The sequence below is a fragment of the Pseudoalteromonas sp. Scap06 genome, assembly GCF_013394165.1.
Classification (GTDB): Bacteria; Pseudomonadota; Gammaproteobacteria; order Enterobacterales; family Alteromonadaceae; genus Pseudoalteromonas.
This window is the reverse complement of sequence record NZ_CP041330.1, coordinates 1,232,501-1,245,937: the sequence shown is the minus strand read 5'-3', so window position 1 is coordinate 1,245,937 and position 13,437 is coordinate 1,232,501. Positions and strand designations below refer to the sequence as shown.

Annotated in this window: 10 protein-coding genes and 2 rRNA genes (1 of these 12 running past the window's edge); 1 reads left to right on the top strand and 11 read right to left on the bottom strand. The window is 41.2% G+C overall.

Going from position 1 to position 13,437, the window contains the following annotated elements; translation table 11 throughout:
- From FLM47_RS05750 to FLM47_RS05735, 4 genes are all read right to left on the bottom strand, one after another.
- Nucleotides 1-327, bottom strand: coding sequence for a hypothetical protein (locus tag FLM47_RS05750; protein ID WP_008114079.1), 327 nt, complete (start codon nucleotides 325-327; stop codon nucleotides 1-3).
- A gap of 123 nt (nucleotides 328-450) precedes the next feature.
- The gene (locus FLM47_RS05745) at nucleotides 451-1,953 is read right to left on the bottom strand and encodes a sodium:alanine symporter family protein (RefSeq protein WP_178955652.1); all 1,503 of its coding nucleotides are present in this window, start codon (nucleotides 1,951-1,953) and stop codon (nucleotides 451-453) included.
- 373 nt (nucleotides 1,954-2,326) lie between these two features.
- A complete protein-coding gene (locus FLM47_RS05740) occupies nucleotides 2,327-3,454 on the bottom strand; it encodes a M14-type cytosolic carboxypeptidase (protein ID WP_054200633.1) in 1,128 nt (375 codons plus the stop codon).
- A 192-nt stretch (nucleotides 3,455-3,646) separates the two neighbouring features.
- Nucleotides 3,647-5,089, bottom strand: coding sequence for a glyceraldehyde-3-phosphate dehydrogenase (locus FLM47_RS05735; protein ID WP_010392881.1), 1,443 nt, complete (start codon nucleotides 5,087-5,089; stop codon nucleotides 3,647-3,649).
- A 486-nt stretch (nucleotides 5,090-5,575) separates the two neighbouring features.
- On the opposite strand from FLM47_RS05735, the gene FLM47_RS05730 reads away from it, so the two are divergent.
- The gene (locus tag FLM47_RS05730) at nucleotides 5,576-6,373 is read left to right on the top strand and encodes a DUF2989 domain-containing protein (RefSeq protein WP_178955650.1); all 798 of its coding nucleotides are present in this window, start codon (nucleotides 5,576-5,578) and stop codon (nucleotides 6,371-6,373) included.
- A gap of 41 nt (nucleotides 6,374-6,414) precedes the next feature.
- On the opposite strand, the gene ihfA is transcribed toward FLM47_RS05730, so the two are convergent.
- From ihfA to FLM47_RS05695, 7 genes are all read right to left on the bottom strand, one after another.
- Nucleotides 6,415-6,711: an integration host factor subunit alpha gene (gene ihfA, locus FLM47_RS05725; RefSeq protein ID WP_008114070.1), complete on the bottom strand. Its 297-nt coding sequence runs from the start codon at nucleotides 6,709-6,711 to the stop codon at nucleotides 6,415-6,417.
- A gap of 2 nt (nucleotides 6,712-6,713) precedes the next feature.
- Nucleotides 6,714-9,101 (bottom strand): phenylalanine--tRNA ligase subunit beta, encoded by a 2,388-nt coding sequence (gene pheT / locus FLM47_RS05720; RefSeq protein ID WP_178955648.1) that lies wholly within the window; start codon nucleotides 9,099-9,101, stop codon nucleotides 6,714-6,716.
- A 15-nt stretch (nucleotides 9,102-9,116) separates the two neighbouring features.
- Complete coding sequence (pheS, locus tag FLM47_RS05715) at nucleotides 9,117-10,097, bottom strand: phenylalanine--tRNA ligase subunit alpha (RefSeq protein WP_008468473.1); 981 nt, start codon at nucleotides 10,095-10,097, stop codon at nucleotides 9,117-9,119.
- 82 nt (nucleotides 10,098-10,179) lie between these two features.
- Nucleotides 10,180-10,890, bottom strand: coding sequence for a DnaA inactivator Hda (gene hda / locus FLM47_RS05710; protein WP_010392888.1), 711 nt, complete (start codon nucleotides 10,888-10,890; stop codon nucleotides 10,180-10,182).
- Nucleotides 10,890-11,945, bottom strand: a complete 1,056-nt coding sequence (locus FLM47_RS05705) for a DUF2066 domain-containing protein (protein WP_054201186.1) — start codon at nucleotides 11,943-11,945, stop codon at nucleotides 10,890-10,892. The genes hda and FLM47_RS05705 overlap by 1 nt, the downstream gene beginning before the upstream one ends.
- Nucleotides 11,946-12,270: 325 nt before the next feature.
- Nucleotides 12,271-12,385: ribosomal RNA gene (gene rrf / locus FLM47_RS05700) — 5S ribosomal RNA — on the bottom strand.
- A gap of 137 nt (nucleotides 12,386-12,522) precedes the next feature.
- Nucleotides 12,523-13,437, bottom strand: a 23S ribosomal RNA gene (locus FLM47_RS05695) (it continues 1,970 nt past the right edge of the window).

Sequence of the window (13,437 nt, the reverse complement as noted above, 5' to 3'; positions counted from 1 at the left end):
TCATTTTTTCTTTTTCAGAGTCACTAAAATAATACGGTTAATAAGGTACCAAATACAGCCAATGCCTATAGCTGAGGTATACGCATACCACTGAAGTGTTTTTTCTTGAGGTTGTAGGAAGTACAAACAAAAGAAGCCACCTAAAAATAAGATCAGCGCTAAAAAGGAGTGGTTCATAAACATTTGCTGCTTTTTAATTCGCTGCTCACGTTGAAGTTGTTGAACTTGCTCGGCATTTAATTCAGCAACGTTACTTTGGCAATGTGGACACTGCGGATGTTTATCTGAAATTGATTTTGCACATTTGGGGCAACGAATAATCGCCATACATCTCTCTCCATACTACGCATAAAAAAAGCGCCTTTCGGCGCTTTTCATTGTACTTGTTTTATTGCTCTTTGTCTTTTTTGAATTTAACCCAATAGTTCATATTAGGTTATTAGGGTCTGTTTATTCAGCGTCTTTTGATTGCTTTTCAAGGCGCTTTTCCCAGAAGGTAGCATTTTTAATCCCTAACTTAACAGGATCAAATATGATTTTTCCACCTTTTTTCTTTTGTTCTTCATAATCGCTCAAACATGATAAGGCCGGTTTAGCGACAAAGAAAATGGCTAATATACCCAATATGTTGATCCACGCCATTAAGCCAACGCCTATGTCGCCAATAGTCCATATATAACCGGAACTGTTAACCATGCCGTAGGCTACCATAAACATAATCATAAGTTTTACCACTACAAGCGGAATACTTCCTTTAAAGTAGCGATTTAAGTACGCGATATTAGTCTCAGCAATGAAGTAATAAGCAAGTATAGTGGTAAAAGCAAAGAAGAATAAAGCGATACCTACAAACGCTTCTCCAAAGCTACCAAATACACTAAACAACGCCATTTGGGTAAATGCTGCTGACCCCACTTCAGTTGCCGCATCAACATTTTGTATAATGAATTGTCCTTCTGGCAAAGTGCCGACTACATTGTATTGCTGCGTCATTAAGATCATTAATGCCGTTGCTGTACATACAAAAAGTGTATCAACATAAACAGAAAAAGCTTGCACTAAACCTTGCTGTGCAGGGTGATCAACTTCTGCTGCCGCCGCAGCATGAGGACCTGTACCTTGACCGGCTTCATTAGAATAGATACCACGCTTAACACCCCAAGCAATTGCAGCACCAAAGCCTGCTTGGGCTGTAAATGCATCACCAATAATAAGCGAGAAAATGCCTGGTACTTTGTCTATGTTTAAAAATACGATAATTAAAGCCAATACGATGTAACCAAGCGCCATAAATGGCACTACAATTTGGGTAAAATTAGCAATGCGCTTTATACCACCAAAAATAATAAACGCTAAAACGATTAGAATAATGGCCAATGCAACGAGTTTAAAACTGCCTACGTCACCAAAAGTTGTAGACACCATAGCGCCATCACCAAATACTTGAGTGAATGCGTTGCCCACAGCATTTGCTTGTACGCCCGGCAGAAAAACTCCACAGGCTATAATTGCCGACACAGCAAATAATACAGCCAGCCACTTTTGCCCTAAGCAACGGTCAAAATAATAGGCTGGACCACCGCGGTATTGGCCGTCTTCTTCTAGTTTATAAATTTGACCTAATGTTGATTCTGCGTATGCAGTGCTTGCACCTAAAAAAGCAACAACCCACATCCAAAAAATAGCGCCCGGACCACCAAAACCGATTGCGGCTGCAACACCGGCAATATTACCAACCCCTACTCGGCCAGACAATGAAACAGCAAGAGCTTGAAAAGATGAGATCCCTTTTTCTGAGGTGTTGGGGCTAAATAATAGCTTACACATTTCTTTAAAATGTCTAACTTGAGCAAATCGAGTTAGTACGGAGTAAAATAAGCCTGCGCCTAGGCATAAATAGATGAGTGCATCACTCCAAACAACATCATTAACGGCGCTTACAAAAGCTTCCATGAACATCCTCACAGTTATATTTATTATTATTAATTACCATACTCTGCTACTCAGAATACCTGTCATAAGCTTTACGAAATAAGGGGTTAATCTTTTTCGTCTTTCTTATTGCTCAATCGATATTAACTTAAGTACCCAACCTTGTTAACAGTTAATTTTCAAAACAACTTATTGTTTATTTATATTGAGCCTGCTAAGACAACGTTTAACTAAGTGGGAATTGATTAAAATTATAGGTTATTAAATCTGTCGAGAAGGTGTATTGAAACGTTTTAGTGTGATGGTGGGAAATGATTTTTATTTTTTGATACGGCCGGTTTAGCCTAAAATAAAAAGGGCATCAAAATTATTGATACCCTTTAAAACAAGCGTTTTATCTTAAGTTGTCTACAACATTAACAATGGCTGCTAAGGTATCTTGACCAAATTGATATGAACGACGATCTGACCAGCCGTAATCTGGATCTGGTAAGTCATTATTATCTTTAAATGGCATTTCAACGGTGTAAGTTAGTGCTTTAAATTCTTCAGCGGTCGCTGATGAACCTACTGTTAAATTAGCTTGACCTGGTTCGTCTTTATCGTAGCCATGCGTATCTTGAAACTCTGGAGTAATAGTTAAAAGCGCGGCTTTAAAGCTGTCTTCAAGGCCTTTTAGGCGTGCATCATAACTTGGTATGCCTTCACTACCGGCAACAAAGTTATATGGAATGGCTTCATCCCCGTGAATGTCAAGGTGCATATCTAAACCTGCTTCTCGCATTTTATTAAGCACTAAGTAAACTTCAGGACTATTTTCCATGCTTGGTGTTTGCCATTCACGGTTTAAGTTAACCCCTTTAGCATTAGTACGTAAGTGACCACGTGCACTGCCATCTGGATTCATATTTGGCACTACATAGAATACCGCTTTTGATAGTAAGGCTGCTGCATGTGGGTCTTCATCATCAAGCAGCTTGTGTAATAAGCCTTCTACAAACCACTCTGCCATAGTTTCACCCGGGTGTTGGCGAGCCGTGACCCAGATGATTTTTTTATCTGCACTTGGCTGACCAATTTTAAGCACGCTCATATCACGGCCATCAAGGGTTTGACCTAGCGTCTCTAACTGACAAAGCTCTTGGCTTTGTGCCCATGATAATAAGTCTAAATGGCGGTCGTAGCTGTAAGGAGCAAAATAGGCAAAGTAAACGCTGCTACACTCAGGCTCAAGCTCAAATGTTAGTGTGCCATTTTCATACGAAGACGGTACACGAAACCATGTTTGACGGTCGTATGAGGCAACAGCTTGGTAGTCTACCCAACCATCTGGGTATGCAGACTTATCAAGATTATTAATATTTAACTGATGTAATTGATAAGGCGTTGTTTCAAGACGAAAGTGAAACCACTGATAAAACTCAGACTGATGATCTTTATTAATTTCTAACTGAATATTTAACGGATCGGTGGCTTCAATAACTTTAATATTACCACTGTCAAAATTGCTACTGATTTTCATTACAACAAACCTATTAGTTAACTGTGTGTCTTGACCAAAGGATTTAGCCAAGAGGTAAGTACGTGTTAATGCACTTTAAACGGCTATTACTACGTACTCAATTTAATAAAGCGTACCATAACCACTACACTTTAAAAATCTTCAGACCTAAAAAAGCCAGCAAGTGCTGGCTTTTTTTAATTGCTCAAGTGTTTATCGAGGTAAACTTGGGAATGAGACTTCTGCCATATCGCGCATACAGCGAACTACCTGGCAGCTATAACCAAACTCATTGTCGTACCATACGTAAAGTACAACACGGTTTTCATCAACAATCGTTGCTTGAGAATCAACAACACCTGCGTAACGGCTACCCACTAAATCGGTAGACACGATTTCAGTTGATGCTGTGTAATCGATTTGATCACGTAGGTCTGAGTGAAGTGCTGTTTCACGTAAAAACGCATTAAGTTCTTCAACCGTCGTGCTCTTTTCAAGATTCAAGTTTAAGATAGCTAACGATACGTTTGGTGTAGGTACACGAATTGCGTTACCTGTTAGTTTACCTTCAAGCTCTGGTAATGCTTTAGATACCGCTTTAGCTGCACCTGTTTCAGTGATAACCATGTTTAATGCCGCAGCACGACCACGACGTTCTGCTTTGTGGTAGTTATCAATTAAGTTTTGGTCATTAGTGTATGAGTGAACTGTTTCAACGTGACCATTCTTAATACCAAACTGATCGTTTAATGCTTTCAATGTTGGCGTTATTGCATTAGTTGTACAGCTTGCAGCACATACAATTTTATCTTCAGGTAAAATATCTTGGTTATTTACACCGTAAACGATATTTTTAATGTTGCCCTTAGCTGGCGCTGTTAATAATACTTTTGCAGCACCTTTAGATTCTAAGTGTTGACCAAGACCAGCTTCATCTTTCCAAATACCAGTGTTATCAACAACAAGTGCGTTTTCGATACCGTAGGCACTGTAATCAACTTCGCTTGGCGAATTAGCGTAGATAACTTGAATGTAGCTACCATTAGCTTTAATAGCATTACGTTCTTTATCAATGGTAATTGAACCATTGAACGGACCGTGGATAGAATCACGACGCAATAAGCTTGCACGTTTTTCTAAATCGCCGTCTTTACCACCACGCACAACAATAGCGCGTAGGTTTAAGTCGGCGTATGGGCCTGATTTTTCAATTAACAAACGTGCTAATAAGCGGCCGATACGACCAAAGCCGTAAAGTACTACGTCACGTGGCGCTTTAGGCTCAGAATTAACAATTTCAGCTAGTTCGTCTTTAACGAACTCTTCTACTGAACGGCCATTCGCAGCATCTGTGTATAAATAGCTGTATGCTAATTTACCAATATCGATACGGGCAGAATTTAATTCCATTTTGCTGATAGCTTCTAAGAATGGGAAGCTTTCACGTAGGCGAAGTTTAGTTCCTTCAAACTGGGCTACTGATTTGTGAGACTTAATAATATCAATAGTGCTTGAGTTTACTAATGGACGGCCGTAAACAGCGATTTCAATACCACGATTACGGTACAATTTACCAATAATTGGTTGCATGCTTTCAGCGTAATCTTGACGTTCTTGCCAGCTACTTGTGTATTCTAACTCGTGAGATGAGGTCATTTTTTTTACCTAATTAAACAATTTTGAACGGATAGCCTAAGAATGTATCGAATTTTGAGAGCAACACATTCCTTCGGGCAGGCCTATTCTAATTTAATCTCATTTTATTCTCTACTGTTAGAGACTAAAGTTTAGGCTAGAATAATATTATATGAGGGTCTGTTGACCTTTGCGGATTAAAATTTGTTCAAACTAGGGGCTGTTTAATCGCGGCGCGAGGTTTGTAACCTAGTGGGCTAAGTCAAAACCGAGCAAAGCTTCCGCGTCCTGCTCACGCCCCTTACCTACATCCATGTAGGCAACAAAGAGTAAATCGCCCCTAGGCAGAACCCTTCGGGCAGCGCCTGTTTGGCATTGATGCTGCGTTATCGCCTATTTATGGGGAATAACCACACCACATAGGCTCTGCCTTGCCTCTATACCAAACAGACTGCTGCAAATTCAACCTTGAAAGGTCAACAGACCCTAATAAATTGAGAGGCTCGGATGGCTTTTAAGCACATAACCCTCACTTTTGCATTGTTGCTTGCAGGATGTGAAGAATCTTTTACCGTTGAAGATATTTGTGTGCAATCACCCGCCATGTGCAATGATCTTAACCACGATAGCCACTGTAAGGCACTGCGAGAGCGTACTATTTTTTCTCGCTACCGCGAATCCTTACAACCAGCCGATGAGAACAAATATCAACTACTCAAAGCGTTTGAGCATTACAACCAATGTATTGGCTTAGCCGCTAATATTCAGCATATAAAACTGAAAGGTAAAACTACCGCCCGTCGACGAGCCTACCTCACCAGTAATAGAGAAATGGCACGTATTTATCAGCAAACACATGCAACCACTCACCCTGGCCTACTCTATTACCATTGGTCAAGAAACAATGATGAAACGGCACTCACCCGGCTACTTGCTCTAGAAAATACCCCCGCGGTGGAAACAAGTGCTGAAATGCAATTTTATTTAGCGTCTTATTACATTAAAGTTGATGAGCAAAAAGCGATTGGTTTTTTATACAACACACTGGCGTTAAATCAAGCTAAGCAAATACCTGATCCAGAAATTTACACCTCTTTAATTAGTCTTTTTTACAAGCACCGCCAATATAAGCACGCGTACATTTTTGCCAAAATAGCAGAGCTTTCTGGAATAAAAAATATCGATATATTATTAATTGAACAGCAGTTAATAGCACAAGGAAAGAATTTAGAGAGTTTAGATGCCCTCGCGGAGCAAACATTACACCAAATAAACCAAGGAAAATTTATTTCTCCCCGGAAATAATACAACAGATACAAAAAAGGCAGCTTGCGCTGCCTTTTTGTTTATTTTTTGCTTGTGCCTACTTCGACACGGGTCTTTAACTTTTGCCCCGGCCTAAAAGTAACTACGCGACGCGCTGAAATTGGAATATCTTCTCCCGTTTTCGGATTACGTCCCGGTCTTTCTTTCTTATCTCGAAGATCAAAGTTACCAAATCCAGAGAGCTTAATCTGCTCGCCTTTTTCAAGCGCTGAGCGGATTTCTTCAAAAAACGCTTCAACTAAATCTTTGGCATCTTTTTTATTGATCCCGAGCTTTTCAAATAGGTGTTCAGCTATGTCGGCTTTAGTAAGCGCCATATCTAGTCCCTCAACGATGCATTAAACTGTTCGGCCAGTGCGGCCACCACGTTATCAACTACCTGATTGATATCTTTCTCTTCGAGTGTTCTATCAACCGCCTGCAGTGTTAGAGCAATCGCCAAACTCTTATAATTTGGCTCAATACCTTTGCCCTTATACACATCGAATAAGTTTAGGTCAACCAATTGATTTCCGCCAACTTTTCCGATGACGTTTAAAATATCACCAATTTTAACGCTGTCTTGTACTAAAATCGCGATGTCGCGGCGATTTGATGGGAATTTAGACACCCCTACAGCTTGAGGTAAATTTCTTTTTTCTAATGCCGACATTTCAATTTCAAACACAAAAGTAGCATTGTTGATATCTAACGATTTTTGCGCTTGAGGATGTAATGCACCAAAGAAACCTACTTTTTTACCATCAACATAAATAACGGCAGACTGGCCAGGATGAAGACCATCAGATTGCTCAGCTTTAATTTCAAAGCGGCTAACATCGTTGGTAATTGCAAGTAATGCTTCAACATCCCCTTTTAGGTCATAAAAATCAACGTTACGTTTTTCTTCAACCCAATGCTCACCATGAACCAAACCAGTAATAACGCCACCAATAACAGGCACTTGGTATACACCATTTTCAGCATTTACATCACTGATAAACTTAAGGCCGTGTTCAAATAAGCGAATACGAGGTTGTTGGCGGTTTTGGTTATACGCAACAGATGAAAGCAACCCTGGCATTAAACTTACACGCATCGCTGACATTTCAATTGAAATTGGGTGCGGCAATACCAATGCATTACACTCAGGGTGTAAAATAGCTTGCGCTTTAGGGTCAACAAAACTGTAAGTAATGGCTTCTTGATAGCCACGTGTTACTAAGGCATTACGAAAACGGCTCAGGGCAACAGTTGACTCATCATGCGTGGTCATTTTCAGTTTTGCAGTTGGTGCAACATTAGGAATGCTGTTATAACCGTATACACGTGCAACTTCTTCAATTAAATCTTCTTCGATACGAATATCAAAACGGTAGCTTGGTACATCAGCACTCCAGCTATCATTGTCAAATTTAACATCAAGTCCTAAACGCGTCAGAATATCGGTTACTTTCGCATCTTCAATATGATGACCAATAACGCGGTCTAAACGTGAACGACGTAAACGTACTTCAGTTACTTTTGGTAACTTATCAGCAGCCACAGCTTCAACAACAGGACCCGCTTCACCACCAACAATTTCAAGCAGTAACGCTGTAGCGCGCTCCATTGCATCATGTTGTAGAGCAAAGTCTACACCACGCTCATAGCGATGAGATGCATCGGTGTGTAAACCGTAGCTACGTGCTTGACCAGCAATGGCAACAGGGTTAAAGAATGCGCTTTCTAACAGAATATCAGCTGTTTTTTCAGTAACGCCAGATTGCTCACCACCAAAAATACCAGCAATGGCTAGCGCTTTATGATGATCGGCAATCACTAATGTCGATTCATTTAACTTTGCAGTGTTACCATCAAGTAAAACTAATTCTTCACCTGCGTTTGCACTACGTACTTTAATTCCACCCTCAATCGCATTTAAATCAAATGCATGCATTGGGTGACCAAGCTCTAATAACACAAAGTTAGTCACATCAACTACCGGGTCGATTGAACGCACACCACTACGGCGTAGCTTTTCAACCATCCATAGAGGTGTTTCAGCATTAAGGTTAATGCCTTTGATAACACGCCCTAAATAACGAGGACAAGCTTCATCGTTAACCAACTCTATTGATACTTTATCTTCAATTGTCGGTGCTACCGCTGGAATACTTAATGTATTAACATCAATGCTGTTCAGTACGCCAACTTCACGAGCAAGGCCTTTAATACCTAAACAGTCACCACGGTTAGGGGTTAAATCTACATCTATGATGTTGTCATCTAATCCTAAGTATTCGCGTAAATCTGTGCCAATCGGCGCGTCAAGCGGCAATTCCATAATGCCATCGCCCTCTTCGCTAATGCCTAGCTCATCAAACGCACACAACATGCCGTATGATGGTTGACCACGAAGTTTGGCCTTTTTAATTTTAAAATCACCTGGTAATACTGCACCAACAGTGGCAACAGCAACTTTAATACCTTGGCGGCAATTTGGTGCACCACAAACAATATCAAGCAGTTCATCACCACCAACATTAATTTTTGTTACACGTAGTTTATCTGCATCAGGGTGCTGGCCACATTCAACCACCTCACCTACAACAACACCATTAAATTTGGCTGCTGCCGGCTCTACGCCATCTACTTCTAAACCAGCCATTGAAAGCTGTTCCGAAAGAGCTTGCGTATCAATTGCAGGATTTACCCACTCTCTTAACCACTTTTCACTAAATTTCATTTTATTTCTTCACTCTTAACGGAACTGGTTTAGGAATTTTAAGTCGTTTTCGAAAAACGCACGTAAATCGTTTACGCCGTAACGCAACATAGTTAAGCGCTCTACACCCATACCAAAAGCAAAACCGGTGTATTTTTCAGGATCGATACCAACAGACTTAAGTACGTTAGGGTGAACCATGCCACAGCCTAATACTTCTAACCATTTACCATCTTTACCCATTACATCAACTTCAGCTGAGGGCTCTGTAAATGGGAAGAATGAAGGACGGAAACGAATTTCCATATCTTCTTCAAAAAAGTTACGTAAGAAGTCATGTAAAATACCTTTGAGCTCAGTAAAGCTAACGTCCGTATCGACCATTAAACCTTCCACCTGATGGAACATAGGTGTATGTGTTTGGTCGTAGTCATTACGATATACACGCCCTGGTGAAATTATACGAAGCGGCGGCTGCTCTGTTTCCATGGTACGAATTTGCACACCACTAGTTTGAGTACGCAACACCAACTTAGGATTAAAGTAAAAGGTATCGTGGTCGGCGCGAGCAGGATGGTGCTCAGGAATATTTAGGGCATCAAAGTTATGAAAATCATCTTCAACTTCAGGGCCTGATTTAACTTCAAAGCCTAGTTCACCAAAAAAGCTTTCAATACGCTCAATTGTACGTGTTACTGGGTGAAGGCCACCAGAAGGCATAACGCGCCCTGGTAAAGTTACATCGATAGTTTCAGCAGCTAGTTTTTCTTCTAGTGCTTTACTCGCTAAAAGCTCACGCTTGTCATTAATTGCGCTTTGCACATCTTGCTTAGCTTGATTGATTACCTGGCCTGCTTCTTTGCGTTCTTCAGGAGCAATTTTACCCAGTGTTTTAAGTAAGCTGGTGATCTCGCCTTTTTTACCAAGGTAGTTAACCCTGATCTCTTCTAGTTGCGCGATTTCACTGGCACTGGCAACTGCCTCAAGTGCTTGCGCTAATATATTTTCTAAGTTCATTCGATACCTGATCTTTCAAAGAAGGTGATTACAATTTAGTTAGCTAATGATAACTGAAAGCGGGGTCTAGATTCTAGACCTACTACAGCTTTAGCGTTGATTTTATGAAAGGAATAGTTAATTTTCGCTGTGCAGCCATGGATGCGTGATCTAATTTGTCTAATACATCCAATAATGCGCGCATATCACGACTTAAACGGGTTAATAAAAACCGCGCGCATTCGTCACTCAGTTCAAGACCGCGCATGTTAGCCCGCTTTACTAGCGCTTGTGCTTTATCATCATCACTCATGGAGCGAATTTGAAAGGTGGTCCCCCACTTCAAGCGTGATTCTAAATCAGGCAAGCTAATATTAAGCATATTTGGCAGTAAATCAGCAGTTACTACCAGCATTTTATTAGGCTCATTAAAGCGGTTGAAGAAATTAAATAACGCTTTTTCCCATGCATCATTACCCGCCACTAAGTGAACATCATCAATACATAATACATCTAGCGCCTCAAGACCATCTAAAACCATCGGGCCAAAATGTAGAACTTCTCGCATTGATAGCAGCATATTCGATAAGCCACGCTCTTGGGCTTGAATACAGGTGGCGTATAACAAGTGGGATTTACCTGAGTCTCCTAAGCCACACAAATAAGTATACTGAAAAGCTTGAGATAGCTTAGAAAAGCTATCTTTAAGGTGGTTAACCTCTAATGAGTCTTCTCCCCCAAAATAAGAGGCAAATGTTTCATCATCCGGTAAAGTAACCGGTAGCGCCATTTGCATTGGCTCTTGAGTTAGCATTAGTTTTCAACCCATTGATACTCTAGGCTTTGCTTATCAACTATGTGATAAAAAGCACGGGGGTCGACATAATCTTTAAAGGCATTATCAAGACCAAGGGCTTTTTTAAGATCGTTTACAGTGCCGGTATGATCTAGCTTAAATTCAACAGAATCGGGAGTTTTACGTATAATAACCGCTTGGGTGACAACACTTAGGTTGAGTAGACGGCGCTTTGCCAACTCTATATCCACAAAATTATCTGTCCCTTTTAAGGTCAAATTGGCAGTACGTTGCTCATAATACGCATTCGGATCGATCGCATATTCGCCAGCTAAACCTTGCGCTAAATCATCAATCATTTGCGCAACGATTTGCTGTCTATAGCCAATAATTCGGTTAGATTCAAACATTTCGTCATTAGTAAAACGCCAATCTAATACCCAATTATCGGAGTTAAACTCTTGATACATTCTAGCAGTAATACTGCGCTCAGCACTGTAACGTTTAGATGCCTCTTCTACTGGTTCAGAAAAGTTCCCCCAAACCTCAGGGACACCAACAAGGCGTCTATCTTGTAAATCAAGCAAAGGTACAACGACAGGTAATCCACGACGGCTTGCCTTATCATAAATGAGCTGCTCTAACTGTGGGTAACTTTCTTGAGTTACTAGCTCTCGTTGCCTGTTATCTTCAATCCCTAACCAGATTGCAACCAGTGGTCGTTGCATTCCCCACAATGGCAAATTAAGCTCTTTGATTAGTGCATCGATTTTTCGTGCTTCAAACTTAACTAATAATTTAAGCTCTCCGGGGATACGCTCATCATATTCAAATTTCAGCATATAATCGGATATATCTTTAGTGCGTTGCTTAGCGACTCGATTTTCATCTGCGCTTTTGTCACCACTCACTTTTACTAATACGTTAAGTAACGCTTTGCGGCTAGCGTCTAAACGAGTATCACGAGATTTATCTTCTACGACCAAAATATCTTGATATAGATCAGTTACTTCAACTGCTGATACAGAAACACAAAAGAAAATGGATAAGGCGCTAATTAATAATCTATACACAGGCAAATCATTCATGGTTTTAAACTGTTTTGATCCTAAATCAAAGCCACTAACAAAGCAAAATTATATTTTTCTCAGTCACTAACGCCATTAAGCTCGCTTTAATGATCATAAAAAACCTCAAAGTAAATACCGACTAATTGGAGTCGGTGCGCTACTTAATTACGGCAATCACCTAGAATATTGTCGAGATACTAAACCCACGATACGGTGGTCAGTTTGACGCAGTGCAACTGATAGCTGACGGCTGATAGCTAATATTTTCACTTTCCTGCAGACGTAAAAAAACCCGTCACATTTCTGTAACGGGTTTCTCTTATTTGGAGCCTGGTAATGACCTACTTTCACATAACAAATGCTACACTATCATCGGCGCTGTTTCGTTTCACTACTGAGTTCGGCATGGGGTCAGGTGGGTCCAAAACGCTATTGTCACCAAGCAAATTTGGGTGTCAGTCCGTATCGCTACGCACTAACTAAAATTTGGAATTCTGATAATAAAAGTTTTCAGTAATCTACTTTAGTCTATTAACTTCTTCGCTTGTTTCACTATCACATAAAACGCGTTTGGCGTTGTATGGTTAAGCCTCACGGGTAATTAGTACAAGTTAGCTTAATGGCTCACACCACTTCCACATCTTGCCTATCAACGTTGTAGTCTTCAACGGCCCTTCAGAGACTTTAAAAGTCTAGTGAGAACTCATCTCGAGGCCTGCTTCGCGCTTAGATGCTTTCAGCGCTTATCAGTTCCGAACGTAGCTACCGGGCAATGCCATTGGCATGACAACCCGAACACCAGCGGTTCGTTCACTCCGGTCCTCTCGTACTAGGAGCAACCCCTCTCAATTCTCAAACGCCCACGGCAGATAGGGACCGAACTGTCTCACGACGTTCTAAACCCAGCTCGCGTACCACTTTAAATGGCGAACAGCCATACCCTTGGGACCGACTTCAGCCCCAGGATGTGATGAGCCGACATCGAGGTGCCAAACACCGCCGTCGATATGAACTCTTGGGCGGTATCAGCCTGTTATCCCCGGAGTACCTTTTATCCGTTGAGCGATGGCCCTTCCATTCAGAACCACCGGATCACTATGACCTACTTTCGTACCTGCTCGACGTGTCTGTCTCGCAGTTAAGCTGGCTTCTACCATTACACTAACCGTACGATGTCCGACCGTACTTAGCCAACCTTCGTGCTCCTCCGTTACTCTTTGGGAGGAGACCGCCCCAGTCAAACTACCCACCAGGCACTGTCCGTAACCCCGATTCAGGGGCCAACGTTAGAACATCAAAACTACAAGGGTGGTATTTCAAGGACGACTCCACAAAAACTAGCGTCTCTGCTTCAAAGTCTCCCACCTATCCTACACATGTAGGTTCAATGTTCAGTGCCAAGCTGTAGTAAAGGTTCACGGGGTCTTTCCGTCTAGCCGCGGGTACACAGCATCTTCACTGCGATTTCAATTTCACTGAGTCTCGGGTGGAGACA

Bases quoted from the DNA above. Each gene is read 5' to 3' on its own strand.
- FLM47_RS05750 (WP_008114079.1), bottom strand. From the start codon at position 327: ATGGCGATTATTCGTTGCCCCAAATGTGCAAAATCAATTTCAGATAAA.
- FLM47_RS05745 (WP_178955652.1), bottom strand. From the start codon at position 1,953: ATGGAAGCTTTTGTAAGCGCCGTTAATGATGTTGTTTGGAGTGATGCA.
- FLM47_RS05740 (WP_054200633.1), bottom strand. From the start codon at position 3,454: ATGAAAATCAGTAGCAATTTTGACAGTGGTAATATTAAAGTTATTGAA.
- FLM47_RS05735 (WP_010392881.1), bottom strand. From the start codon at position 5,089: ATGACCTCATCTCACGAGTTAGAATACACAAGTAGCTGGCAAGAACGT.
- FLM47_RS05730 (WP_178955650.1), top strand. From the start codon at position 5,576: ATGGCTTTTAAGCACATAACCCTCACTTTTGCATTGTTGCTTGCAGGA.
- ihfA (WP_008114070.1), bottom strand. From the start codon at position 6,711: ATGGCGCTTACTAAAGCCGACATAGCTGAACACCTATTTGAAAAGCTC.
- pheT (WP_178955648.1), bottom strand. From the start codon at position 9,101: ATGAAATTTAGTGAAAAGTGGTTAAGAGAGTGGGTAAATCCTGCAATT.
- pheS (WP_008468473.1), bottom strand. From the start codon at position 10,097: ATGAACTTAGAAAATATATTAGCGCAAGCACTTGAGGCAGTTGCCAGT.
- hda (WP_010392888.1), bottom strand. From the start codon at position 10,890: ATGCTAACTCAAGAGCCAATGCAAATGGCGCTACCGGTTACTTTACCG.